18 protein-coding genes are annotated in these 24,296 nt (G+C 65.9%); 13 read left to right on the top strand and 5 right to left on the bottom strand.

What is annotated here, in order from left to right:
• Positions 1-233 precede the first annotated feature (233 nt).
• From flhC to LNV28_RS09405, 12 genes are all read left to right on the top strand, one after another.
• Positions 234-770 carry a flagellar transcriptional regulator FlhC gene (gene flhC / locus LNV28_RS09350; protein WP_263520531.1) on the top strand — a complete coding sequence of 179 codons (537 nt, stop codon included), beginning with the start codon at positions 234-236 and terminating at the stop codon, positions 768-770.
• Positions 771-817: 47 nt separating this feature from the next.
• Positions 818-1,555: a class I SAM-dependent methyltransferase gene (locus LNV28_RS09355; protein WP_263520534.1), complete on the top strand. Its 738-nt coding sequence runs from the start codon at positions 818-820 to the stop codon at positions 1,553-1,555.
• 122 nt (positions 1,556-1,677) lie between these two features.
• Complete coding sequence (gene motA, locus LNV28_RS09360; RefSeq protein ID WP_263520535.1) at positions 1,678-2,535, top strand: flagellar motor stator protein MotA; 858 nt, start codon at positions 1,678-1,680, stop codon at positions 2,533-2,535.
• Between the two features lie 282 nt (positions 2,536-2,817).
• The gene (gene motB, locus LNV28_RS09365; protein WP_263520536.1) at positions 2,818-3,777 is read left to right on the top strand and encodes a flagellar motor protein MotB; all 960 of its coding nucleotides are present in this window, start codon (positions 2,818-2,820) and stop codon (positions 3,775-3,777) included.
• A 27-nt stretch (positions 3,778-3,804) separates the two neighbouring features.
• On the top strand, positions 3,805-4,197 hold the full coding sequence (gene cheY / locus LNV28_RS09370; protein WP_102769803.1) for a chemotaxis response regulator CheY: 393 nt from the start codon (positions 3,805-3,807) through the stop codon (positions 4,195-4,197).
• A 16-nt stretch (positions 4,198-4,213) separates the two neighbouring features.
• Positions 4,214-4,849: a protein phosphatase CheZ gene (locus LNV28_RS09375; RefSeq protein ID WP_263520537.1), complete on the top strand. Its 636-nt coding sequence runs from the start codon at positions 4,214-4,216 to the stop codon at positions 4,847-4,849.
• 416 nt (positions 4,850-5,265) lie between these two features.
• The gene (gene flhB / locus LNV28_RS09380) at positions 5,266-6,450 is read left to right on the top strand and encodes a flagellar biosynthesis protein FlhB (RefSeq protein WP_263520538.1); all 1,185 of its coding nucleotides are present in this window, start codon (positions 5,266-5,268) and stop codon (positions 6,448-6,450) included.
• Positions 6,447-8,546, top strand: a complete 2,100-nt coding sequence (flhA, locus tag LNV28_RS09385; RefSeq protein WP_411969940.1) for a flagellar biosynthesis protein FlhA — start codon at positions 6,447-6,449, stop codon at positions 8,544-8,546. The genes flhB and flhA overlap by 4 nt, the downstream gene beginning before the upstream one ends.
• A 103-nt stretch (positions 8,547-8,649) precedes the next feature.
• Positions 8,650-10,347, top strand: a complete 1,698-nt coding sequence (gene flhF, locus LNV28_RS09390) for a flagellar biosynthesis GTPase FlhF (RefSeq protein ID WP_263520539.1) — start codon at positions 8,650-8,652, stop codon at positions 10,345-10,347.
• A gap of 35 nt (positions 10,348-10,382) precedes the next feature.
• Positions 10,383-11,207: a MinD/ParA family ATP-binding protein gene (locus LNV28_RS09395; protein WP_263520540.1), complete on the top strand. Its 825-nt coding sequence runs from the start codon at positions 10,383-10,385 to the stop codon at positions 11,205-11,207.
• An 18-nt stretch (positions 11,208-11,225) separates the two neighbouring features.
• Positions 11,226-11,939: an RNA polymerase sigma factor FliA gene (locus LNV28_RS09400; protein WP_263520633.1), complete on the top strand. Its 714-nt coding sequence runs from the start codon at positions 11,226-11,228 to the stop codon at positions 11,937-11,939.
• Between the two features lie 94 nt (positions 11,940-12,033).
• Positions 12,034-13,392 (top strand): methyl-accepting chemotaxis protein, encoded by a 1,359-nt coding sequence (locus LNV28_RS09405; RefSeq protein WP_263568795.1) that lies wholly within the window; start codon positions 12,034-12,036, stop codon positions 13,390-13,392.
• Between the two features lie 136 nt (positions 13,393-13,528).
• Here LNV28_RS09405 and LNV28_RS09410 read toward each other — a convergent pair whose 3' ends face one another.
• Genes LNV28_RS09410 through LNV28_RS09420 form a run of 3 tightly spaced genes read right to left on the bottom strand, consistent with a single transcriptional unit; the run spans position 13,529 to position 18,185 of the window.
• The gene (locus tag LNV28_RS09410; RefSeq protein WP_263520542.1) at positions 13,529-15,430 is read right to left on the bottom strand and encodes a sensor domain-containing diguanylate cyclase; all 1,902 of its coding nucleotides are present in this window, start codon (positions 15,428-15,430) and stop codon (positions 13,529-13,531) included.
• Positions 15,427-17,700: a putative bifunctional diguanylate cyclase/phosphodiesterase gene (locus LNV28_RS09415; protein ID WP_263520543.1), complete on the bottom strand. Its 2,274-nt coding sequence runs from the start codon at positions 17,698-17,700 to the stop codon at positions 15,427-15,429. The genes LNV28_RS09410 and LNV28_RS09415 overlap by 4 nt, the downstream gene beginning before the upstream one ends.
• The gene (locus LNV28_RS09420) at positions 17,697-18,185 is read right to left on the bottom strand and encodes an Hpt domain-containing protein (protein ID WP_263520544.1); all 489 of its coding nucleotides are present in this window, start codon (positions 18,183-18,185) and stop codon (positions 17,697-17,699) included. The genes LNV28_RS09415 and LNV28_RS09420 overlap by 4 nt, the downstream gene beginning before the upstream one ends.
• 303 nt (positions 18,186-18,488) lie before the next feature.
• Between LNV28_RS09420 and LNV28_RS09425 the strand changes: the two genes are divergently transcribed.
• A complete protein-coding gene (locus LNV28_RS09425) occupies positions 18,489-20,081 on the top strand; it encodes a sensor histidine kinase (protein WP_263520545.1) in 1,593 nt (530 codons plus the stop codon).
• On the opposite strand, the gene LNV28_RS09430 is transcribed toward LNV28_RS09425, so the two are convergent.
• Both LNV28_RS09430 and LNV28_RS09435 read right to left on the bottom strand, forming a co-directional pair.
• Positions 20,060-20,668, bottom strand: a complete 609-nt coding sequence (locus LNV28_RS09430; RefSeq protein WP_263568796.1) for a response regulator — start codon at positions 20,666-20,668, stop codon at positions 20,060-20,062. The genes LNV28_RS09425 and LNV28_RS09430 overlap by 22 nt on opposite strands.
• A 101-nt stretch (positions 20,669-20,769) precedes the next feature.
• The gene (locus LNV28_RS09435) at positions 20,770-24,279 is read right to left on the bottom strand and encodes a PAS domain S-box protein (protein WP_263520547.1); all 3,510 of its coding nucleotides are present in this window, start codon (positions 24,277-24,279) and stop codon (positions 20,770-20,772) included.
• Between the last annotated feature and the right edge of the window lie 17 nt (positions 24,280-24,296).

The raw sequence follows: 24,296 nt of genomic DNA on the forward strand, positions 1-24,296 counted from the left end.
GTCGGCCGCCAACGACGGCGTCGGTCGCCTCCACGCATCGATTCTGATGGCCGGCCGTCACCAAGAAGCTGCCTGAATGTAGACCCCCGGCTGCGCGGGTACGCGCAGCCACCCCCCGAGGGGGTACGAATCAAGCGCGGGCAGGGCCCGCACCTGATTCGCTCCGCGGGGCGCTTGGGAGCGGCCCGGCGCTGCCCCGCAAAACACCAACCAAGAATTCGAGAGACTCCATCATGCGCAACAAGAGCATCCTGACCGAAGCCCGCCAAATCGAACGTGCGGTGACCCTGATCAATCTGGGTGCGCGCCTGCAAGTGCTGGAGTCGGAGACCGATCTGTCTTACGAGCGCCTGCTGCGCCTGTACAAGGAAGTCTCGGGCAAGAGCCCCAGCAAGGGCCAGCTGCCGTTCTCGACCGATTGGTTCATGACCTGGCAGCCGAACATCCACGCCTCACTGTTCCTGAATGTGCACGAGTACCTGAACAAGGTGTCGGAGCTGGACGAGATCGATGCGGTGATCAAGGCCTACCAGCTCTATCAGGAGCAGACCCAGGCGCAAGGCCTGGAGGCCATGCTGTCGGTGACGCGTGCTTGGCGCCTGGTGAAGTTCATCGACAACGGCATGCTGACCATGACCAAGTGCTCGAGCTGCGGCGGTCATTTCGTGACCCACCCGCATGAGATCGCCCGCCACTATGTCTGCGGCATGTGCAACCCGCCCGCCCGCGCCGGCAAGGGCCGCGCCCAGGGCGCCATCCAGATGCACTGAAGGCCTTTGCGCCGTATTCGATTCATCTTGCTCGCGGCTGCACCCCCATGCCTCTGACGCGTTGGCCCCTGCCTGCCTTGCTGAGCTGGGGTGCCGCCTGGCTGCTGTTCATGCAGCTGCAGCGCCTCGGGGTCTCGCCCATTTCCGCCTTGCTGGCCGCAGCGTTCCTGGGCGCCGCACTGGCGTTTTTTCACAGCGCACGCTGGCGCCGGCTCATGGTGGCGCTGGGTTTCCCGCTTTCCATGCTGCTGACCGGCGGCGCAGCCGCGTGGCCGGCTTGGGCCTGGCTGCTGCCGCTGGCTCTGCTGTTGCTGGCCTACCCGCGGCGCAGCTGGGGCGATGCTCCCCTGTTTCCAACCCCTCGCCATGCTTTGCAGGCGCTGAGCGAGCTGCTGCCCCTGGCGGCCGGCGAACGCGTGCTCGATGCCGGCTGCGGCCTGGGCCATGGTTTGCGCGAGCTGCGCCGCAGCTACCCGCAGGCGCATCTGCATGGCATCGAGTGGAGCCCTTTGTTGGCGCGCCTCGCCGGCTGGCTCTGTCCCTGGGCGCAGATCGAGCGGGGAGATATGTGGGCGCAGAGCTGGCAGCCCTTCGGCCTCGTTTATGTATTCCAGCGGCCCGAGTCCATGGCACGGGTCTGGAGCAAAGCCCGGGCCGAGATGCGTCCGGGAGCCTCCTTGGTCAGCCTGGACTTCGAAATTGAGGGTCAAGTCGCGCAAGCTTGCCTGGAACTCGGCGGCCGGCACCGGGTCTGGGTCTACCGCCTGCCAGGGCCGGCGCGCTGATGGGGCTGGTTTTGGCCGGTCAAAGCCGGCCAGTTGAAGCGAACGGCCGCGGCCCGGCCGGGCACACTCAAGCGCAACCCGCTCCGGCCGATAAGGGCTGGAGAGCTTCCTAAGAAAACACCATGTTCGTCATCATTGGTTGGGCCGTTTCCATGGCTTGCATCTTCGGCGTCTATATTGCCCACGGCGGCAATATCAGCGTCATCTTGCACGCCTTACCCTTTGAGGTGACCACCATTCTGGGGGCCGCCATTGGCGCCTTCCTGGCCAACAACCAGATGAAGGTGGTGAAGAGCGCCGTGGCCGGCCTGGGCCGTTGCTTCAAGGGCAGCAAGTTCAGCAAGGCCCGCTATATGGAGCTGCTGGCCCTGATGTACGACATCTTGCAAAAGGCTCGCAAGGAAGGGCTGATGTCGATTGAAAAAGACGTCGAGGATCCGCACAGCTCGCCCTTGTTTCAGAAGTACCCGGTGGTGGGCAATGATCACCATGTCACCGAGTTCATTACCGATTACCTGCGCATGATGGTCTCGGGCAACCTCAATGCGCATGAGATCGAGTCGCTGATGGACGCCGAGATCGACACTCACCATGCGGAAGAGCATGCGGCGGTGGCCGCTTTGCAACGGATTGCGGGCGGCTTGCCGGCTTTCGGCATTGTGGCGGCCGTGCTGGGTGTGGTGAACACCATGGGCTCGGTGGGTCAACCACCGGCCGTGCTGGGAGGCATGATCGGTTCGGCCCTGGTCGGTACCTTTCTGGGTATTCTGATGGCCTATGGTTTTGCCGAGCCGCTGGCCGGACTGCTGGAGCAGAAGGTGGAAGATGCGGGCAAGGAATTGCAGTGCATCAAGACCACCTTGCTGGCCAGCATGCAGGGTTATGCGCCGCAGGTGGCCATCGAATTCGGTCGCAAGGTGCTGTACTCCGGCGACCGCCCCACCTTCTCTGAGCTCGAAGCTCATGTGAAGAAGAAGTGAGCGCAATGAGCAGCAGCAAGCCCAATCGTTGGTTCGAAGTGGCCTGGCCCGCCGCCGGGCCGCTCCCAAGGCGGGCCGCGCCCCCTCGGGGGGCAGGAGCCGTAATCGGCGAGGTGGGGGCAGGGCCCGCTGCCGGGCCGCTCCCAAGGCGGGCCGCGCCCCCTCGGGGGGCAGGAGCCGAAATCGGCGAGGTGGGGGCAGGGTCCGCCGCCGGGCCGCTCCCAAGGCGGGCCGCGCCCCCTCGGGGGGCAGGAGCCGTAATCGGCGACGTGGGGGCATGTTATGGCTGGTGACGCCAAGAAACTCCAGCCCATCATCATCAAGCGCGTCAAGAAGGGCGGCCATGCCGCCCATGGCGGCGCCTGGAAGATTGCCTACGCTGACTTCGTGACGGCCATGATGGCCTTCTTTCTGCTGATGTGGCTGCTCGGCTCGACCACCGAGGGTGACAAAAAGGGCATTGCCGACTATTTCGGCTCACCGCTTAAAGTCGCCATGCAGGGCGGCTCGGGTTCGGGTGATTCCTCGCATGTGGTCAAGGGCGGCGGCAAGGACCTGACGCGCGAGTCCGGGCAGGTCAAGGCCGGTGATGTCGAGGCCCGTCAGCGCACTTTCAGCCTGCGCGCGCTCAAGGAAGAGCAGCGCAAGGCGGAGAAGGCCCGGCTGGAGGAACTCAAAGACAAGGTCGAGGAGGTGTTGGCGAACAACCCTCAGCTGGCAACGCTCGGCGGACAGATCCGCCTGGACATGACCAAGGAAGGCCTGCGCATCCAGATCGTGGATGAAAACAACCGTGCGATGTTTGACAGCGGCAGCGCAGTTGTGAAACCCTATATGCGGGCTTTGTTGCGGGAGCTGGGCTCGGTGCTCAGTGAAGTGCCCAACCGCCTGACCTTGGAAGGACACACGGATGCCTTGGGATTCGCCGGTGGTGAGCGCGGCTACAGCAACTGGGAGCTGTCGGCCGACCGTGCCAATTCCTCCCGGCGCGAGTTGATTGCGGGCGGGCTGCCCGAGTCGCGTACGCTCCGGGTTCAGGGCTTGGCGTCCAGCAAGCTGCTGGAGCCCAAACAACCTGAAAGTCCGATCAACCGCCGCATCAGCATCATTGTCATGAACCGCGATGCTGAGGACGCGGTACTGAAGAATGTGCCCCCGGAAGAAGAAAACGATGAGGCGGGCGTTGCTGATGCTCCGGCGGCAGCGAAAATCCCCTCAAGTTCCAACCCCAAACCCCGATAAGTCTCTCTAGCCCCTGCGAGGAAAGCCATGAGCACTGACATGAAATTTTTGGTTGTTGACGATTTCTCCACCATGCGCCGCATCGTCCGCGGCCTGCTGAAGGAGATTGGGTACAACAACTGCGAAGAAGCAGAAGACGGGGTGGACGCCCTGAGCAAGCTCAAGCTGGCCAAGTACGACTTTGTTGTTAGCGACATCAATATGCCGAATATGACCGGCTTCGAGTTGCTCAAGGCGATCAAGGAAGACCCCAACCTCAAGCACCTGCCCGTGCTGATGGTGACCGCCGAGGCCCGCAAGGAAGACATCGTGCTGGCTGCCCAGAGCGGCGCAGCCGGCTACATCGTCAAGCCTTTCACCAAGGCCACGCTGGAGGAAAAGGTCGTCAAGATCATGCAGAAACTGGCCGCTTCGGCCTGAGCACCAGGAGACGACCATGCATTTGGACGATCTGAGCAAACTCTCCAGCGGCACCGATCCGCTGTCTGTCTCTCCTGAAGTGTTTCAGCAGATCGGCACCATCACGCGGGTGTTGCACGACACCATGCAGCAGCTGGGCGTGATGCCCAAGCTGCAGGTGGCGACCGACGGTCTGCCTGACGCACGAAGCCGGCTGAGCTATATCGCCACCAAGACGGCTGCGGCCGCCAACAAGGTGCTGAATTCGGTCGATCAGGCCAAGGAAGACCACGCCTTCATCACCTCCGCGACCAATGCCATGGCTGCGGCCATCGTGGCGGACCCGGTCAAGGCGGTGGCCAGTGGCGCGGTGATGAATTTCGTCAAGGAAGTCGAGGACCGCACGGCCCGGATTGACGGCCATCTGACCGACATCATGATGGCGCAGGACTTCCATGACCTGACCGGCCAGGTGGTGGCCAAGGTGGTGACCCTGGCCAATGATCTCGAAGACAGCTTGGTCAAATTGCTGGTGTCCATCGTGCCGCCCGAGCAGCGCGAAAAGGTCGACCCCAACATCTTGCAAGGCCCGGTGGTCAACCCCGAAGGTCGTACCGACATCGTCGCCGACCAGGGCGAAGTCGACGACCTGCTTGCCAGCTTGGGCTTCTGAAGCCGGCCATCCAAATAGGTCCATGCAAGAAACCCGCTACGGCGGGTTTTTTCTTGTCTGCTCCTCGTCGAGGATCGGTCGGCGGCTAAGGGCACAGAACCGTCGTTCGCTGAGATTTGAATACGAACGCAGAGTGCGCGGAGGCTCGCAGAGGTCGCAGAGAGATAAGAAGAGCGAGGATTGTGTTCTCAGCGTCCTCTGCGGTCCTCTGCGAACTCTGCGTGCTGAAACTTCCCCGCGAACGACGGCTCCGTACCGCAAGCCGACCCAAGCCCTGCGGATCACTGACGATGCTCTTCCGGATGACGGGCGCAGTGAAAGCGCGCTTTCCCGGGCCTTTTCTGGCTTAAGTTTTCCGGCCTGCCGCGAACAATGGCGACACGGGCAGTGAGTCTGCTCGTCTAACCGCATTCGCCATGGCCGACCAAGACGCACAGGACAGAAATTTACCGGCCTCAGCCCGCAAGATCCAACGATCACGGGAAGAGGGCCAGCTGCCGCGCTCACGGGATCTGGCCCATTTCGCCATGATGGCTGCCGGCGGAGTGATCCTTGCAGTCGGAGGCCCCAGCATTGCCAGCTCCTTGCAACGCATGCTCGAAGGCGCCTTGCACTTCGATGCCCGCCAGCTCGCTCGCTCCGATTTCATGGCCATTCGCTTGACCGAGCTGACCCTGCACTTCATGAGCCTGATGCTGCCGATTAGTGTCGGTTTGTTGGTGGTGGCGATCGCCAGCAATCTGGCTCTGGGTGGCTGGAACTGGACCATGAAGCCGCTGCAGCCCAAGTTCTCCCATCTCAACCCGATCAGCGGTTTCGGCCGTCTGTTCAGCGGGCAGGGCCTCGGTCAGGCCATGAAGGCGGTTTTGCTGGCCGTGGTGCTGGGCGTGGTTGGCGCCTTGGTGCTCAAGGACCGCATGGCCGCCTACATCAGCATCATGAGCGTGCCCCTGCCAGCGGCCCTGGCCTATGCCGGCCAACAGCTGATGAGCGGCCTGGTCCTGCTCGGTGTGGCCCTGGCCTTGTTTGCCGCCATCGATGTGCCGCTGCAGCGCCAGCTCTACCTGCGCCGCATTCGCATGACCCGCGAAGAGGCCAAGCAGGAAATGAAAGAGGTCGAGGGCAATATGGAGATCAAGGCCCGCATGCGGGCCAAGATGCGCGAGATGGCCAAGCGCCGCATGCTCGCGGCCGTGCCCACGGCCGATCTGGTGGTGATGAACCCGACCCACTATGCGGTCGCGCTCAAGTACGACGACGCCAGCATGGCCGCACCCAAGGTGGTCGCCAAGGGCGCCGACCTGCTCGCCATGAAGATCCGCGATCTGGCCAAGGATTCCAAGGTCCCCGTGCTGCAGTCGCCGGTGCTGGCCCGTGCACTCTATGCCCACGCCGAGGTGGATCGCGAGATCCCCGCCGCCCTGTTCGGTGCCGTTGCCCAGGTGCTGGCCTACATCTACCAGCTGCGCGCCGCCATGGCCGGGCGCGGCCAGAAGCCCGAGCAGCCGACGCCGCAAGTGCCGCCTGAACTGGATCCGCACAACAAACCCCATGCCCGCTCGGCCGCCGATCTGGACCTGCTGGAGGATGACCAAGAATGAATGCGCTGATTGCTCAGATGCAGGCCCTGTTCGGTCCACGCGCCGCGCTGCTGAGCGCGCTGGGCGCGCCGGTGGCGGTGATCCTGGTGCTGGCCATGATGGTGCTGCCGCTGCCGCCCTTCGCCCTGGACCTGATGTTCACTTTCAACATCGCCCTGGCGGTGATGGTGATGATGGTGGCGGCGAACATGGTCAAGCCGCTGGACTTCGCGGCCTTTCCGACCGTGCTGCTGCTCACCACCTTGCTGCGCCTGTCGCTGAACGTGGCCTCGACCCGCGTGGTGCTGATGGAAGGCCACACCGGCACCGGCGCGGCCGGCAAGGTCATCGAGGCCTTCGGCCACTTCCTGATCGGCGGCAACTTCGCGGTCGGCCTGATCGTCTTCGCCATCCTGGTGGTGATCAACTTCATCGTCGTCACCAAGGGTGCCGAGCGGATCGCCGAAGTCGGTGCGCGCTTCTCCCTGGACGCGATGCCGGGCAAGCAGATGGCGGTGGACGCCGACCTGAATGCCGGTCTGATCAACGAGGCCGAGGCCAAGCGCCGCCGCGCTGAGCTGGGCGACGAGGCTGACTTCTTCGGTTCCATGGACGGTGCCAGCAAGTTCGTGCGCGGCGATGCCGTGGCCGGCATGCTGATCCTGGCCATCAACATCGTTGGCGGCTTCATCATCGGCGTGGTCCAGCATGGCCTGTCGGCCGGCCAGGCGGCCGATTCCTACATCCTGCTGGCGGTCGGCGACGCGCTGGTGGCCCAGGTTCCGGCCTTGCTGATCTCGGTGGCAGCGGCCATGGTGGTGTCGCGCGTCGGCACCGAGAAAGACATCGGCAGCCAGATCGGCCGCCAGGTCTTCGGTTCGGCCAAGTCCCTGGCCATCACCGCCGGCGTGATCGGCTTGCTGGGCTTGATCCCGGGCATGCCCCATGTGGTCTTCCTGCTGATCGCCAGCGCCCTGGGCTATTTGGCCTGGTGGCTGCGCACCCGCGACCAGGCGGCTCAGAAGGCAGCTCAGGCGACACCCAAGACGCCGGTCGCCGCTGCCGCCGAACCCAATGCCGAGGCCAGCTGGGACGACCTGATCCCGGTCGACACCCTGGGCCTGGAGGTCGGCTACCGCCTGATCAGTCTGGTCGACAAGAGCCGCGAGGGCGATCTGCTCAGCCGCATCAAGGGCGTGCGGCGCAAGTTCGCGCAAGAGGTCGGCTTCCTGCCACCGGCTGTGCACATCCGCGACAACCTGGAGCTGCGCCCCAGCCAGTACCGCCTGAGCCTACGTGGCGCCGTGGTGGGCGAGGCCGAGGCCTTCCCGGGCATGTGGCTGGCCATCAACCCGGGCCAGGCCACCCAGAAGCTGCTCGGCACCCAGACCACCGACCCTGCCTTCGGCCTGCCCGCCGTCTGGATCGAAGAGCGCCAGAAAGATATGGCGCAAATGGCCGGATTTACCGTGGTTGATTGCTCGACCGTGGTGGCCACCCATCTTTCACACTTGATGCAGGTTCACGCGGCCAAGCTGCTGGGCCGAGTCGAGACCCAGGCCCTGGTTGAACACCTCACCAAGCAGGCGCCGCAACTGATCGAAGATGTGATTCCCAAAATGCTAGGCATCGCCAATTTGCAACGTGTCCTCCAGCTGCTGCTGGAAGAGGGCGTGCACATCCGCGATATGCGCTCCATCGTCGAGTCCATCGCCGAGAACGCCGCCCAGATCAGCGATCCGGCCGAGCTGGCCCGTCGCATCCGCACCCATATCGCCCCGGCCATCGTTCAGCAGATCTACGGCCCGGTGAAGGAGCTGGACGTGATCGCCCTCGAGCCCGAGCTGGAGCGTCTGGTCACGCAAGCCCTGAATTCCCCCAACGGTGCCGCCCTGGACCCCGGTGTCGCCGACACCCTGGCCCGCAGTGCCGCCGAAACCTCACAAGCCCAGGAAGACCGCGGCGTGCCCGCCTGCCTGCTGGTGCCTGACCTGATCCGCGCCCCCATGGCCCGCCTGCTGCGCCGCGCTGCGCCGCGCCTCAAGGTGCTGGGCCACAGCGAAATTCCTGAGACTCATTCCATCCGCATCGGTTCCATCATCGGAGGGGCGGCATGAACCCCCACGCTCACATTTGTTCGCTGCCCCTAGGGCGCGTGAAGAGCCCTTTCAGGTCTCTGGGGGGCTTGGCCTCCTTTGAGGCAAATCGGCAGGAGGCCCCATGAACGTGAAACGCTTCACCGCCCGCACATCACGCGAAGCCATGGCCCTGGTCCGCAAGGCCTTTGGCGACGATGCGGTCGTGCTGTCCAACAAGCCCTGCGCCGAAGGCGTGGAAGTGCTGGCCATGGCGCCGGAGGGCATGTCCCAGATCGAGCGCGTGGCCGCCACGGCACCGCGTGTGGCTTCGCCCGGCCGTCTGGCGGCACGCCCCGCTGCACCGTCCTCGCCGGTCATCAATCCTTCCGCCAAGAGCTTTGCAGCCCGCACAGGTCAGCGCAGCGAACCGAGCTTCGGCCACAACGATCCAGTCAGCGGCTTCGGCAACGAGGTCGCCGACGATGTGCAGACCCTGGCCATGAGCACCTTGTCCTTCCAGGACTATGTGCGTGAACGTGTGCTCAAGCGCCGCCAAGCCGAGCTCGACGGTGCTCCCGATCCGGTCTATGCCCAGCAGCAGGCCGAGGCGCCCGCGCCTCAGGACCAGCCCGGCGTCAGCTCCCTCAATGCCGTGCGTCAGCAGCGTGCTCAGGCCGCCTTGCAAGCCATGCAACCGCGTCGCCCGGAGCCGGCTCAGGCCGCGGCGCGTCGCCCGCTGCCCGTGCCGCCTTCGCCGCCGGTGCTGCGCGACGAGATCCGCATGCCCCACGCCGGCCGTGACCTGTCTGCCGCCGGTCTGGCCGCTGAACTGCCCGATCTGCCCGGCCGCGGCCGCCGCGACCAGCAGGACATGATGAACGAGCTGCGCCAGGTCAAGGGCCTGATCGAAGAGCGTTTCGGCGCTCTGGCCTTCATGGAAAAGCTGCAGCGCCAGCCCATCCAGGCCCGCCTGACGCAAAAGCTGCTGGAGCTGGGTTTCTCGCCCGCCCTGGTGCGCAAGCTGGTCGAAGGCTGCCCCAATGAGTTCAAGGGTGCACAAGCCGCCAAGGGCGAGCCGGCCGATGAAACCCAGTGGGCGGCCAATGTGCTGTCCCGCAATCTGCACACCGACGAAACCGGTCCGGCCCTGGAAGAGCAGGGTGGCGTGTTTGCCTTGATCGGCTCGACCGGCGTCGGCAAGACCACCACCACGGCCAAGATTGCCGCCGCCTTTGCCACCCGCTTTGGCGCTGCCCATCTCGGCCTGATCACGCTGGATGCGTATCGGGTCGGCGCCCACGAGCAGCTGCGTGCCTATGGCCGCATCCTCGGTGTGCCGGTCCACACCGCCCATGACCGGGCTTCGCTGGAAGACCTGCTGGAGCTGCTCTCGGCCAAAAAGATGGTCCTGATCGACACGGCAGGCATGGCCCAGCGCGACAGCCGCACGCAGGAGCTGCTGGACATGCTGGCCCATCCCAGCGTGCGCAAGATTCTGGTCGTCAATGCCGCACAGCAAGGCGAGACCATCGAGGACGTGACCACGGCCTGGCGTGCCAAGGATTGTCACGGCTTGGTGCTGTCCAAGATCGATGAGGCCGTCAAGCTGGCCCCGGCCCTGGACACTCTGATCCGCCACAAGCTGACCGTGCTGGGCGTCACCAATGGCCAGCGCGTGCCGGAAGACTGGCACCGTCTCTCGGCCCAGGCCCTGGTGCAGCGCGCGCTGCGCAGCACGGCCGCCGGTGCCTGGCGCATGGACAGCGCCGATGTGAACCTGATTTTCGCCGGAGGGCCCGCGCTTGGCTCTTCGCACACGGCCGCCATGGGCATGTTCTGAGCCCTGACGCAGCAGCCAACCGAGACTCACCCATCATGCGCGACGCTCACAGCACCTCTTCATCCCTCGCCCCGCAGGACCAGGCCCATGGCCTGCGCCGCCTGTTCGCCAGCTCGCGGGTGCGCTTCATCCCGGTCGTCAGCAACCCCCATGTGGTGGGCGGCGGCGTGCTGCTGGAAGGCTTGTGCGCGGCTTTTGCCGAGCTGGGCCTGCACACCCTGGTGGTCGATGCCGGCGAGAGCTCGCCCAAGCCCTCTGAGCTGGCCAGTGTGGACCTGGGCTCCTGCATTGAAAACTTGTCCAAGGATGTGTCCTACTTGGCGGCCCGTGGCCTGCCGATGCGCTATATCAATGCCAACGGCTCGGCCGCCCAGTTCCTGGAAGCGGTGACCGATGCCGCTCCCTTTGCCGATGTCGTGCTGCTGCACGCCAGCGCGGCCGAGCTGGCCCGCGTGGTGGCCCTGCGCGAGGTGCGCCCGGTGCTGCTGGCTGACACCGACAGCATGAGCGTCACCCATGCCTACGCTGGCATGAAGTGGTTGGCCAGCCGCGCCGGCCTGATGGTTTACAGCCTGCTGTTGGCCAGCTCGCCGCAGCTGCGCCTGTCCGACCGCATTGCCCAGCAGATCAGCTCTTGCGCCGATGGTTTCCTCGGTGCCGTGCTGCGCGACTGGGCCTGCCTGGACCCCAAGACACCGCCGACGGCACCGGTCTCGCCCGAGATCCGCCATCTGGCCCGTGAGCTGCTGCTGGCCGCCCCGCCAGGAGCCGCGCTGGAAGCCTCGGTCAACGCCAGCCCGCTGCGCCCGCCCGTGCGCATGACGGCCGCTGCCCGCCCGGCCATGGCTGCCACCTACTGATTGCCGCAGGAGCTGATGATGTATACCGCCAAAGGCCGCCTCGATAACTCCTCGCTGATCAAGCAGTACAGCCCCCTGGTGCGACGACTGGCGCATCAGATGATTGCCAAGCTGCCCGCCAATATCGAAATCGACGACCTGATCCAGGTCGGTCTGATCGGCCTGACCGATGCGCTCTCGCGCTTCGACATCGGCCAGGGCGTGCAATTCGAAACTTTTGCCACCCAGCGCATCCGCGGTGCCATGCTCGACGAGCTGCGCGGCGGCGACTGGATGAGCCGCGGCACCCGCCGCCAGCAGCGCGAGATCGAAGGCGCGGTGCGCAAGCTCGAGCAGCAGCTGGGCCGAGCGCCGGTCGAGAGCGAGATCGCCGCCGAGATGAAGATCCCGCTGGACGAATACCAGGACTTGCTTGGCAAGGTGCGCGGCACCCAGCTGGTCTATCTCGAAGACATGTCGGGCGACGAGGGCGACGAGGACTTCCTCGACCGTCATGTCGCCGACCACAGCAACAACCCCATGTTGCGCCTGCAGGACCACCGCATGCGCGAGGCCCTGGTGGCGGCCATCAAGAACCTGCCCGAGCGCGAGCAGCACATGATGAGCATGTACTACGAGCACGACATGAACCTGAAAGAGATCGCGGTCGTGCTCAAGGTGACCGAATCGCGTGTCTGCCAGCTGCACAGCCAGGCCATCGCCCGCCTGCGCGTCAAGCTGCGCGATTGGTAATTCTCCGCTTCATCGGCGCCCGTCGGACTTTGCTGCTAGCCTGCAAGGCAGCCGGGCGACTCATGCCCAAGGGGAGGGGCCTATGTTTTTCGGAATGAAGCGGGGCACGCCGGGCGCGCCTGCAGGGGCGGACCCCAAGCCGCGATCGCCCCAGGCCGCAGCCGACGGCAGCCAGGCTCTGACCCAGCTGGTCCAGAGTCTGTCACGCTCGGTGTCCAATGTCGGGCGCGATGCCGCCGAGGTGCGCGGCGTGCTGGAAGACGCCCAAAAGGTGGTGAACACTCAGTGCGAGGCCATGGGCGCCCTGTCCGGCGAACTGGTCCAGGTTCAGCAAGCCCAGCAAGGCATCAACCAGGCCACCGAGCAAAGCCGTCACGCAGTACTGCGGGCCCGTCAGTCCCTGGCCGGTATTGGCAATGAGGTTGGCGGCATTGTGCAGACCTTGCGCGAGGTGTCCGACGCGGCTTCAGACATCAGCAAAATCGCTCTGCAAACCCGCTTGGTTGCCTTCAATGCCTCGGTGGAAGCCAAACGCGCTGGCGAGGCCGGGCGCGGCTTTGGCGTCGTCGCCGATGCGGTCAAGGACCTGGCCGGCAAGGTTGACGCGTCCTCCAAGGCCATCATGGGCACCTTGTCGGCTCTTGATGCTCGCATCGAGGTGTTCAGCCGCGAGCTGCGCAGCGATGGGGGGCAGGCACACAAAAGCGCCATTCACCAAGCCTTCGCCGATGTCGAGCATGATGTCGACCGCATCGCCAGTTCAGCCCAGCAAAGCGAGCGCATCACAGCCTCACTCGGCGATCGTGCGCTTGAACTGGAGCAGGAGATACAGCAGGCCATGATCAGCCTGGACAGCGCCGCGCAGTGCAGCAATCGTTTCCTGAAGCTGTCAGAGGAGCTGATCGAGCAGATCGCGGCCTCGGGCATCAAGGTCGAGGACGCGCTGTATATCGAAGCCGCGCAGCGCGGCGCTGCACAGATTGCCGAGCTGCTGGAGCAGGCTTTGCAGAGCCGCAAGATCTCCATGCAGCAACTTTTTGATGAGCGCTATCGCCCGATCGCCGGCAGCGAGCCGGCCCAACATTTGAGCGACTTTGTCGAACTCGCCGACCGCCTCTTTCCGGCTGTTCAGGAAGCGATGCTGCAGCTCAGCGACAAGGTGGTGTACTGCATTGCCGTGGATCGAAATGGTTATGTGGCCACTCACAACAAGAAGTACTGCCAGCCGCAGCGCCCCGGCGATGTGGTTTGGAACACGGCCAACAGCCGCTATCGGCGCATCTTCAACGACCGCACCGGCCTGGCCTCGGCCCGCAATCAGCGCCCCTTCCTGCTGCAGACTTACCGCCGCGATATGGGCGGCGGCCGCTTCGTGTTGCTGAAGGAAGCCTCAGCACCTATCACCGTGCAGGGCCGCCATTGGGGTGGCTTGCGCCTGGCCTTCGGCTTCTGAGCCCTTGGCGCGCTCCGAGCATTAGAGCCGCCAGCAAAGGCCAGCGAAGCGGTTCTGGCTAGGCGGACCGGTGCCGACAGTACGCTCAGTACGGCAAGCCGGGCCAACGACGCCAGAAGGATTTTTATGGCGACTCTCAGGGTGCGACGCAGGCGCGGTTCTTGCCCGTGTGCTTGGCCTCGTACAGCGCCACATCGGCGCGGTCCAGGGCCACTTCCAGGGTCTCGCCTGGGCGGTACAGGGTCACGCCGGCCGAGAAGGTGACAAACACGTCCTTGCCCTCATGCATGAACAGGCTGGCCGACAAGGCGCGCTGCAGGCGTTGCAGCACGGCCTGGGCTTCCGCCACCGGTGTGCTGGGCAGCATGAGCACGAATTCCTCGCCACCGTAGCGGGCCACCAGGTCACCGGGCCTTAGGTGTTGCGACACCCGTTCGGCCAGAGACTTGAGTGCCACATCACCGGCACCATGGCCCAAGGTGTCGTTGAGCTTCTTGAAATTGTCGATGTCCAGCAAGGCCAGGGCGATCAAGGCGTTGTCGCCGGTTTCGCGCTCGGCCTTGGCCTGCTCGGTGGCGAAGGCCGCCAACAGGCCGCGCCGGTTGGCGATCTGGGTCAGCTGGTCGGTCTGCACTTCATTGGACAGGCGCTGCAACTCGCCTTCCAGCTCGGCCACCTTGCGGCTCAGGCTGCTGGCCTTGTCATGCTCCAGGGTCAGGCGATCCTGGGTCTGCTTGACCAGAGACTGCACGCTGCGGCTTTCCTCCACCATCTCGCGCACCACGCCGGTCAGGCTCTCCAGCGAGTCGGCCTTTTCGATCACCTCGGCATAACGGCCGACGCTGTTCTGGAAGCGGTCGGTGTGCTGGCCCAGCTCGCCCAGTTCGGCCAGCATTTGATGGATCAGGGACTTGAGCGAATCGCGGGCGCGGCTGCGTTCCTCGCGCAGGGTGCGCTGGCGCTCGCGCGTGCCGCTCAGCATCTCGGTGACCGAGCGCACGCCGCGGCCGCTCAGGCCCTGCTCCAGGGTGTCGTTCATGGCCTCGCATTGGCCCTTGGCCCAGGAATCATCCTCGGCCAAGTCGACCAGACTGGCGCTCAGTTCACGGCAGAGTTCGCCCAGCTCGCCGAACAGATGCTGGCGGTGGTCGAGCAGATGGCGCGCGCGCTGGCACAGGGTTTCGATCAGTGCCGCCTTCTCGGGCGTGGGGCCTCCGGCCTGCAAATCGAGGTGGGCAGCGTCGAGCTCGGCCATCAGCTCGTCGGCATAGCGTTCCGGGCTCTTGAGGGCATGTTGGACAGTGCTGTGTAAGCTGGTTTCGATGCCGGGCCATGGGCTGGGCAAGCCAACACCTGCGGCGCGGAAACTCAGGACTTCGCTGTCCCTTTTGTTGCCGCTGATTTCAGGCTCGGTCGGCTCCAGGGTGCTGGGCGGGAAATCTTCCTCGGCGAAGAACTGGCTGGGCGTGCCGCCGGGTTCTTCCGAGGTGGCGATGCTGGCGTCGGCGACATCGCTGTCCCAGCTGCTGACCAGCTGATCCAGGCGTTTGAGCAGGCGTTGACCGTCGCTGCGGTTGCCTTCCAGCACGCGCTGCAAGCCGTCCTTCTTGCGTGCCACGGTCCATTGGCGGCCGCCGCGCTCCAGGCCGCGCACCAGGCGTTCCAGGGTCTGGGCCATGGCCTCGGCTTGGGCTCCCGGGCCTTCGCTGCGCTGCAGGCGCTCCAGCTCGCGCAAAGCCTCGTCCCAGCGTCCTTCGCGCACGCAGACCTGCAGCTCCAGCCGTACTTGTGCATTGCTGACGCCCATCGTCAGCAGTTTGGCGAGCACGGCCTGGGCCCGTTCGGGCAGGGCCGCGGCGGCCGCCTCGACACCGGACTCCATGGCAAAGGCGCGCGCATAGTTCTCGGGCGTCGGTTCCAGCTGGGCCTGGGCCAGGCGCAGCAAGGCCGCCTTGGCGATTTGGGCCGGCGGCGTGGCGCCGGGCTTGCGGGCTGAGTTGGCGGGCAGAGGCGCGGGGCGGCGTGAGTCGTCCATCATTTCAAGGGCAGTTTGCCGCCATGGGGTCGCAGCGTGCCGCTGGGCAGGCCGCTGCCGGCCGCGCCCGAGTCGCCGTCGAGTTCGTTATGGGCCTGGGCGATCCAGGGGGCTTTGCGCGGCAGCACGGTCTGTGCCAGCCACAGTTCGATTTCTTCCGGCGGCAGCGGCTTGCTGAACAGAAAGCCTTGCATCAGGCTGCAACCCAGGCGGTGCAGCACATCCATCTGGCGCAAGGTCTCCACGCCCTCAGCGATTACGCGCAGGCCCATGGCGCGGGCCAGGGCGATGATGGCGGTGACCACGGCCGAGCTCTGCGGCGTGATGCCCAGGTCTCGCACAAAGGTGCGGTCGATCTTGACCTCGGAAATCGGCAGCGTCGTCAGGTAAGCCAGCGATGAATAGCCGGTGCCGAAGTCGTCGATGGAGATCTCCACGCCCACTTCGTTCAACCGGTGCAGGGCCGGGATGACGTTCTGTAGATCCTTCATCAGATTGTTTTCGGTGATCTCCAGCTGGATCGCCCGGTGCGGCACGCCATAGGCGCTCACGCACTGATGGATGTGCTCAACCAAATCGGATCGCTCGAACATGCGGCTGGGCAGGTTGACGGCGATCGAATCCGAAAAACCAAAATTGAGCTGCCAAACCTTGGCCTGGCGCGCCGCTTCCTTGAGCGCCCATTCGGACAGCGGCACGATCAGGCCGGTTTCTTCGGCCAGGGGAATGAACTCGCTGGGCGGCACCAGCTTGTCGCCGCGCTTCCAGCGCATCAGCGCCTCGGCGCCGACCATGCGGGCGGCGCGCACATCGATCTTGGGCTGGTAGTGCAGCACGATCTCGCCGCGCTCCAGGGCCTTGTGCAGGGCGCTTTCCAGTTCCAGCTTCTCGCGGCCCTGGCCGGCCAGCTGCGGCGTGTAGAGGGCGGCGGCATTGCGGCCCTGCGATTTGACGGCGTACATGGCCACGTCGGAATTGCGTAGCAGATCAGCCATGGTCAGGCCGTCGCGCGGGTAGATGGCAATGCCGACGCTGGCGGTGACAAAACACTCCTGGCCCGAGATGAAGATGGGCTCGCGCATGGCGTCGAGCACGCGTTCGGCGACACGCTCGGCATCGCGCTCGTCCGTGATCTCGGGCAGCAGGGCGACGAACTCGTCGCCACCGAGCCGGCCGACCGCTTCCAGCGTGCGGTGCGAGCGCCCGCCTATGGTCTCCAGCATCCCTTCCATGACTTGGTCGGAATGGCGCACGCAGGCGCGCAGGCGCCGGCCCACCTCGATCAGCAGCTCGTCGCCGGCAGCATGGCCCAAGGTGTCGTTGATGATCTTGAAGCGGTCGAGGTCGATCAGCAGCAGGCCGACTTCATGGCCGCCGCGACGCGCTTGCTCGATGGCGCGCTCGACGCGCCAGATCAGCTGGCGCCGGTTGGGCAGGCCGGTCAGGGCGTCGAAGTGGGCGAGCTGGCGGATGCGGTCCTCGGCCTGGCGGCGGTCGGTCACGTCCTGCATCACGCCGGTGTAGCCGTTGGCATTGCCTTGCTCGTTGAATTCGGGTTCGGCCTCGATATGGACCACACGTTGGCGGCCGTCGAGCAGGGTCACCGGCAGGTCAGTCACCAGCACCGAGTTGTGGGCGATCACGTCGCGCAGCAGGCGCAAGAACAGGGCCCGCTCCTCATGCGGGATCATGCGCATGACACCGATGAAATCGAGGCCTTCCTGTGGCCCGCGGCCGAACACCCGCAGGGCTTCCGCAGCCAGGGTGAAACCGCCGCCCACATGCCATTCGAAACTGCCCATGCGGGCCAAATCCTGCGCACGCGCCAAGCGGGCCTTGCTGCGCTCCAGCTCGATACGGGTGCGCGAGCTGCGCAGCAGATAGCGCAGGCGGCCGGCCAGCAGGCTCCACTGGGTGGACTTGACAAAGAAATCGGTCGCGCCGACCTGGTAGGCGCGGTTGATGGAGGCGTCGTCGTCGAGGCCGGTCAGCATCAGCACCGGGGTCGACTCGAAGCCGGGAAACTCACGCAGGCGGGTGCAGGTCTCGAAACCGTCCAGCTCGGGCATCATCGCGTCGAGCACGATCAGGTCCGGCGACATGAGCGCAATCTGTCCCAGGGCCGCTTCGCCGCTGGATGATTCGGTGACCTCGAAACCTCGCTCACGCAGCGCCGCCGCCGTCAGCAGCAGGTTGACCTCGTCGTCATCGACGAGCAACACCTTGGCGCGTTCCGGCAGTTCGTCGTGGATGGTCGATCCGGCTGAATTCATGGCGTCGTCGGGGCGAGGGCGGTGAGTGCCAGGCGCACTTGTTGGATGTCGTCAAGCATAGCGTCCAACAAGGTCTCCATGCCTTCAGTCTGTTGATTTCTGGCCTGGGTCTCGATTTCGGCACAGCGCTCGGCCAGCGCCATCGCGCCCAGGCTGGCCGAGGAAGACTTGAGTGTGTGGCTGATGTGGCGAATCACCTGCAGGTCCAGGTTGTCGCCGCGCGCCTGGCTGAGCTCGGGCAGCATGCGGTCGAGCGACTTCATATAGGCCGCCAGCACGCGTTCGATCAGCTTGTTCTGGCCGCTCGGGTCCAGCTCGCGCAGCCGCTCCAGGGCGATCGGGTCCAGGCAGATGCTCGCAGCGGTGGGCTGCGCGTCGGTGGGGGCAAGGGGCGGCGTGGACATGTCAGAAAGCAGATGGCGGCAGGACTTGATGCGCAAGCTCGTGATGTGGTCCGCCAAGCGCCGGTGCGGGCGGGCGGGCATGCGGGGCCTGATCAGGATATCGGGGCAGCGGGAGCAAAGCTTGAGAATTCTTGGGGCACTTGGCGCGGTTTTCCCTCGCTTGGCTCGGTGGTGTACTGACGGGCTTCATTTTGCCTGTAGCAAAGCCCTCCATCGGCAAGGCCGGCGTCGCGGCTTGTCGGGCTGAAATGAGGGTGGCGGTGGCAGTCACTGACGGAATGTAGCCGCACTGTCAAGGACTTGATCCAAGCGTCTGAGGCCGGCTGACGGTGCGTTTCCACTGAGTGCGCTGAGCGCCCGATCGTGCTCCGTACAATGCCTCGCATGAACAGCTCCAGCGATGCCCGTGTCAGCACACGCCGCCTGCCCCGCCGGGCCGCCGCTGCCACTCTGGCGCTGGTGCTGGCTGGCGTCTCTTTGCTGAGCCTGGCCTGGTTTGTGGCGCTGCAGGAGCTTGTTTCCCTGAGCTGGACGATCAGCCTGCTGACGGTGTTTTGCACCGGCCTGCTGTTTTTGTTGGTCGCTGCTCTCGGTTGGCATGTCGGCGTGCGACTGACCCGCCAGCGCCTGCACGACAGCCTGCGCGAGGCGCGGCAGCACAGCCGCTTGATGTCGCAGCTGCAAAACGACTGGCAATGGGCCACCGACGCTGATCATCACCTCGTGCGTTGGCAGGGTCCGCGTGAGGCGCTGAGCTCGCAATGGGTTGGCCACAGCACCTGCCAGGCGCTTTGGGAGCGGTTTCGTGCGGTGAATGGCGCCGAGGGCGTCGCGCCCGGCAGCTTGCGTGAGTTGCTCGGCCAACAGGCTCAGGAGTTCGAGCTGCAGGTGCAGACGGTGGACGGCGCGCCGCAGGCCGGTTTGTGGCTCTTGCACGGACTTGCGCGCTGGGATGCTCAGGGTTGTTTTGAAGGCTATTGCGGCAGCGCCCGGCCTTTGCAGGAATTGGCCGCGCCGCTCGATCTGCCGCCGCCGGTGCCGAGCACGGCCTGGCTGGAGGCCTTGCCCGGCCCGGCCTGGCTGCTCAGTGTCGTTCCACCGGTCTTGCTGCTGGCTCAGAATGCGCAGGCCGCAGCGGCCGGTGCGCGTGTGGGCGAGCGCTGGCAAGACTGCCAGGGGCAGTTCAGCGCCGGCCTGTGTGAACGCTTGAGCGGACATTTGCCGCGCGCTTACACCGATGCATCCGGCAGTTACGCCCTGGCGCTCTTGCCGCCGGTCACAGCGCCGGCCCTGCCGCCGCCCAGCGATGCCAGCGAGCACGAGTCCTTCAGCTACACCGTCTCCCATGATTTGCGCGCGCCACTGCGCGTGGTCGAGGGCTTTGCCCGCATCTTGAAAGAGGACTACGGTCGTTTGCTGGATCGCATCGGCAATGACCACTTGGACCGGGTCATGGGCGCGGCCGCGCGCATGAACAGCATGATCGATTCCTTGCTGTCGCTGTCCCAGCTCTCGGCCCAGCCGCTGGCGCGCCAGCCGGTCGATCTGTCGCAGCTGGCCGGCTTCGTGGTGGAAGAGCTGCGCCGCAGTGCGCCCGAGCGCTCGGTGACCGTGCACATCCAGCCCCGCATGGTGGCGCAAGGCGACCCGACCCTCTTGCGCATGGTGCTGGAGAACTTGCTTGGCAACGCCTGGAAATACAGCGGCAAATGCGCGCAGGCCCAGATCCGCTTCGAGGCTCAGCTGGAAGAGGGGCAATGGACTTACCGGATCAGCGACAACGGCGCCGGTTTTGACATGCGCTTCGCCGACCGCCTGTTCGGCGTTTTCCAGCGCCTGCACAGCGCCAGCGACTTCCAAGGAACGGGCGTTGGCCTGGCCTCGGTGCGCCGCATCGTGCGTCGCCACGGCGGCGACATCTGGGCCGAGTCGGCCGTGGGCGAGGGCGCCCGCTTTTACTTCACATTGGCCGGCTGAGCCAGCATCTCTACGGCTTCGACCAGCAGGCGCGCCTGCTCGACATCCGACCTGCCTTCACTGGCACTCAGCTTTTGCAGCCGCGCCAGGGCGTCGCCGCGCGCCAGCGAGTAGCGGTGCATCAGCACGCCCACGGCCAGGGCCTGCAGATCGTCGAGCACCGGGTGAGGATCTCTCCGGGCATGGGCGCTGGGTGCGACTTCCAGGCTCGTGTTCTGGCGCCGCTGGGCAAACGCAGCTTCAACGGCGGGCACGATCTGGTGGATGTCCAAGGGCTTGACCAGGTAGGCGACGGCGCCGAGTTCCTTGACCTTGGCCACGGTTTCCTCGTCGGCAAAGGCCGACAGGAACATGAAGGGGATCTGCAGGTACTCGCGCAAGTAGGCGGCGACATCGAAGCCGCTCAAACCTTCCATGCGGATGTCGAGCAAGGCCAACTCGGGGCGGTGCTCGCGCGCCAGCAGGATGGCGTCGTCGCCGTTGTCTGCGTCAATGACTTCGAAGCCGGCCTGCGCCAGCCCATAGGTCAGGGTCGCCAGAACCAGACGGTCATCGTCGACTACGAGAATCTTGCCCTTGCTGCTCACCGTTGGAGGCCCCCCGCTGTGCTGGAATACGGCCGGCTGCTGCCGACCTTGTGTTTGGCGGCATTGTCGCCCAAACCGGCGAACGGGGCTTCCTGGGGTGACTACGGGGCTGCGGGCGGGGTCGGCAGCAGGCTGACGCTCGGTTGCAGCAGCTCGACCCGGCAGACCACCAGCTCACCCTCCTGCTCCAGGTTCAGGCGTGCGGTGCGGCGCGGCAGCAGGGCGCGCACCAGGCCTAGACCCGAGACACCGCCGGGCACTTGCGCCAAGCTGAAGTCCAGCGGCAGACGGCCTGGGTTGGTGATGGCCACGCTGACGCTGTCAGCCCCGCAGTGCAGGGTGCAGCTGACGGCGCCGGCCGGGCTGTGCTTGAGCGCATTGCTGAGCAGCTCGTTGAGGGTCAGGGCGATCGGGATCGATTCCGCTTCGGGCAGGGTCCAGTCATTGACGCGTTCGGCCGTGGCGCCCTCGATATGGCTGGCGATCTGGCGCCCGCTCATGCGCTGCACCGAGCCGATGATGGCGTCCACCACGCGACGCAGGCGCAGCGGCCCGGAGCTGCCGACTTGCAGACCGTAGACCTGGGCAATCGCTTGCACCTGGCCGACCGCCTCGTTGATCACGCCAGCCACCTCGGGTCGACGCGCCGCGATCTGCTGCAGCAGACCGGCCACGCCTTGCAGATTGTTCTTGATGCGGTGGTGCACCTCGCGCACCAGCAACTCGCGCTGCGAGATGGCGGCTTGCAAGCGCGCTTCTTCGGCGGCGCGGTGCTCGGTCACATCGCTGGCCACCAGCAGCAGCTGCTCGGGTGTGCCTTCGTCGATCGCGTCCGGGCTGTCGCCGGTGCCGGCCAGGTGCAGGATGCGCGCGTCCCAGACGCGTTCATGTTCGCCCTCGCCGAGCCGGTACTCGCGTTGCAGCACGGTGCTGGCGCTGGCGGACAGGGCGCTCAACATATCGCGCCGGATCAGCTCGCCCTGCATGGGGCCGAACAGGTCCTCGGGGCTGGCGCCCATCAGTTCCTCTTCGCTGCGTCCGGCCAGCGCGGCGGCGGCCTGGTTGATCTGTTCGACCCGCAAGGTCTTGGCGTCATGCAGGCTGATGGCCAGCGGCGCGGCTTCGATGATGCGGCTCAGCGAGGCCTGCGCCTGCAGGGTCTGGGCCTCGGCCTGGCGGCGGCGGTCGATGTCGAGCAGGGCGAAGGTCAGCTGGCGGCCGGTACCGCGCGCGCCAGTGACCACCACATTGCCGACCACCCAGAATTCGCGCCCGTCGCGCGCTTTCAGGCGGCACTCGAAGGCCTCGGTCTGGCCCTCGGTCATTTCGTCCAGGTAATGGGTCTGGCGGAAGGGGTGGTCAGACGCCGGCGTGGCCACAATGCTCATGGAGTGGCCTGCAAACTCGCTCAGGTCGCCGCCGAACATGCGCCGCGCAGACCGGTTCATCCATTCGATGCCGCCGCGGCCGACCGTGACGATGCCGACCAGCACCGAGTCCAGCACCGCGCGTTCGCGCTCGGTCTGCAGCATCAGTGACTGCTGGGCGCGCCAGCGGTCGTCCACATTGACGTAGGTGGCGATGATGCCCTCGTCCGGCGCGCCGGGTCGCATCACGCGCTTGCTGACCTGCATCCAGAGCACGCTGCCGTCCTGGCGGCGCACGCGGCGCTCGCCGCGCCACAGGCCCTGCCGCTGCAAGGCCTCACGCACTTCGGCACTCAGGTGCTCGAAATCCTGCGGGCTCTCGAACAGGGCTTCATGGGCCAGGCCGCCGAGCTCGTGGATGCGGTAGCCGGTCAGGGCGGCCAGCGCGTCATTGGCACGGGCGATGCGACCCTTGCGCAAGATGGCGATGCCGACATCGGACAGGCTGAACATCAGCTCGCGGTCCTGCACCAGGGCCTCCAGCTCGCTCTGCTGCGCCTTGAGGCGCGAGATGTCGCTGATGACCACAATGGTTTCGCTGTCGCGCGGCGGGCCGCTGTCGGCCTCGCCGGCCGGGGTGGCCGCGCGCACCTGACGCAGGCTCAGGGACAGCCAACGCGGCTGGGCGGCTTCGCTGCCCACTTGCAGGAATTCGGCCTCGAAGGTTTGCTGGGCTTGCAGCTTGGGCAGGGCGTCCTGCACCTGCTGCGCCAATTCGGGAAGGGCCGCAAACAGCTGCGCCACCGGCGTGCCGGCATGTTGCAGACCGGGCAGGCCCAGCATCTGTTCAAAGCCGCCGTTGCAGCGCACCAGCTGATCACCGCGCAGATAGGCCAGGCCCAGGCTGGCGCTGTCCATGATGGTGGTCAGCTCATGCAGCAGCTGCTCGCTGCGGGTTTCGGCCTGGGCCTGGGCCGTCACATCCAGGGTGACGACCGAAGTGGTCCGTTTGCCCGAAGCCAGTTGGCCGGGCTCGACCCGGGTCAGCAGCCAGCGCCGGCCCAGTTCGGGGTGGCGCACGGCGTAGCGGACTTCGATCCGATCGCCTTTTTTGAGTGCTTTTTGCAGCCGTTCGAATTCATGAAGCGAGCCTGGCTCAACGATGTCGCGGCCAACGCCTTGCAGGCTGGCCAGCGAGTTGCGCTGGCTGGACGTCGTCTGGCCCAGGCTGCCTGTCGCCGGTGCCGGTGTGCGTGGGGCGCGCGGGCGCAGCCAACCGGCATCCTGCTGGAAAGTCGCCAGGCCAACGCCGGCGGTATCCATCAGGGCGTCCAGCTGTTGGTGGGCGAGATCCCGCTCTTGCTCCGAGCTGCGGTCCTCCAGCACGGCCAGGAAGCGGCGTGCCGAGCCGCCGCTGCCGGCCAGGGGCTTCAGCCGGCCGAGCAGCCAGCGCGTGCGTCCGGCCGGGTCGATCAGGGTGGCCTGGGTCAGCAGCCCTTCGTCCTGCGCAGTCAGGGCTTCGCTGAGGCGGCCCTGGTCCCAAGCCAGCAATTGCTGGATGGCGGCATCGGCCTCGTGCAAGGTGCTCAGCGGGCGCAGGCACAGGGCACTGAAGGCGCTGTTGGCTTTGAGCAGCAGGCCCTGCGCGTCGAAGCTGCACATGGGTAGGGGGCTCATGTCGAGCCACTGGGCCAGCTCGGTCTGGGCGCGTTCGGTCTGTTGGCGCAGCAGCTGCTCGCGCGCGCTGGCGTCGCCCGGCTGGGCCGGGGCGGCAACAGGGCTTGGTGTCGCGGCGCCGGGCAAGGCCTGAGCCTCCGCGGCGGGCTCGGGCGAGCTGGCCTTGCCGGCCGCCGGCTTGCCGCGGTGTTTTTCTTCCGGGCGGGCATGCAGCATCCAGCGCGCCGCATCATCGTCGCGTGGCTCCAACGCCACCAGGGTCAGCAGCGCTTTTTGGCCGCTGACCAGCTTGATGCCGGTCGGCGGCGGGCCCTGGCGGCCATCCAGCAGGGCGCGACTGGCCAGGCGCAACCAATCGCCAACACGGCCGCCATGGCTGGTCTGTAAGCCGTGCAGGCCCTTGCCGCCACTCAGCCCTGCGGCTTGTTCCAACAGGCTCTGCGCACTGGGATTGGCTTCCACCACTTCCAGCGCCTCGCCGAGCAGCAGGACCGGGTCGCTGATGAGCCCGAACACGCCGCGCAGGGCGGCGAGGTCTTGAGGCAGGAGAGAGAGTTGGGCTGACATTGGCGCCGAGTTTACGG

This window comes from Paucibacter sp. DJ2R-2 (assembly GCF_025717675.1).
Taxonomy (GTDB): domain Bacteria; phylum Pseudomonadota; class Gammaproteobacteria; order Burkholderiales; family Burkholderiaceae_C; genus Paucibacter_A.

Coding starts and splice junctions, on each gene's coding strand:
- motA (WP_263520535.1), top strand. CDS start 1,678: ATGTTCGTCATCATTGGTTGGGCCGTTTCCATGGCTTGCATCTTCGGC.
- flhB (WP_263520538.1), top strand. CDS start 5,266: ATGGCCGACCAAGACGCACAGGACAGAAATTTACCGGCCTCAGCCCGC.
- flhA (WP_411969940.1), top strand. CDS start 6,447: ATGAATGCGCTGATTGCTCAGATGCAGGCCCTGTTCGGTCCACGCGCC.
- motB (WP_263520536.1), top strand. CDS start 2,818: ATGGCTGGTGACGCCAAGAAACTCCAGCCCATCATCATCAAGCGCGTC.
- cheY (WP_102769803.1), top strand. CDS start 3,805: ATGAGCACTGACATGAAATTTTTGGTTGTTGACGATTTCTCCACCATG.
- LNV28_RS09410 (WP_263520542.1), bottom strand. CDS start 15,430: ATGATGGACGACTCACGCCGCCCCGCGCCTCTGCCCGCCAACTCAGCC.
- LNV28_RS09400 (WP_263520633.1), top strand. CDS start 11,226: ATGTATACCGCCAAAGGCCGCCTCGATAACTCCTCGCTGATCAAGCAG.
- LNV28_RS09375 (WP_263520537.1), top strand. CDS start 4,214: ATGCATTTGGACGATCTGAGCAAACTCTCCAGCGGCACCGATCCGCTG.
- LNV28_RS09415 (WP_263520543.1), bottom strand. CDS start 17,700: ATGAATTCAGCCGGATCGACCATCCACGACGAACTGCCGGAACGCGCC.
- flhC (WP_263520531.1), top strand. CDS start 234: ATGCGCAACAAGAGCATCCTGACCGAAGCCCGCCAAATCGAACGTGCG.
- LNV28_RS09395 (WP_263520540.1), top strand. CDS start 10,383: ATGCGCGACGCTCACAGCACCTCTTCATCCCTCGCCCCGCAGGACCAG.
- LNV28_RS09435 (WP_263520547.1), bottom strand. CDS start 24,279: ATGTCAGCCCAACTCTCTCTCCTGCCTCAAGACCTCGCCGCCCTGCGC.
- LNV28_RS09425 (WP_263520545.1), top strand. CDS start 18,489: ATGAACAGCTCCAGCGATGCCCGTGTCAGCACACGCCGCCTGCCCCGC.
- flhF (WP_263520539.1), top strand. CDS start 8,650: ATGAACGTGAAACGCTTCACCGCCCGCACATCACGCGAAGCCATGGCC.
- LNV28_RS09355 (WP_263520534.1), top strand. CDS start 818: ATGCCTCTGACGCGTTGGCCCCTGCCTGCCTTGCTGAGCTGGGGTGCC.
- LNV28_RS09420 (WP_263520544.1), bottom strand. CDS start 18,185: ATGCCCGCCCGCCCGCACCGGCGCTTGGCGGACCACATCACGAGCTTG.
- LNV28_RS09405 (WP_263568795.1), top strand. CDS start 12,034: ATGAAGCGGGGCACGCCGGGCGCGCCTGCAGGGGCGGACCCCAAGCCG.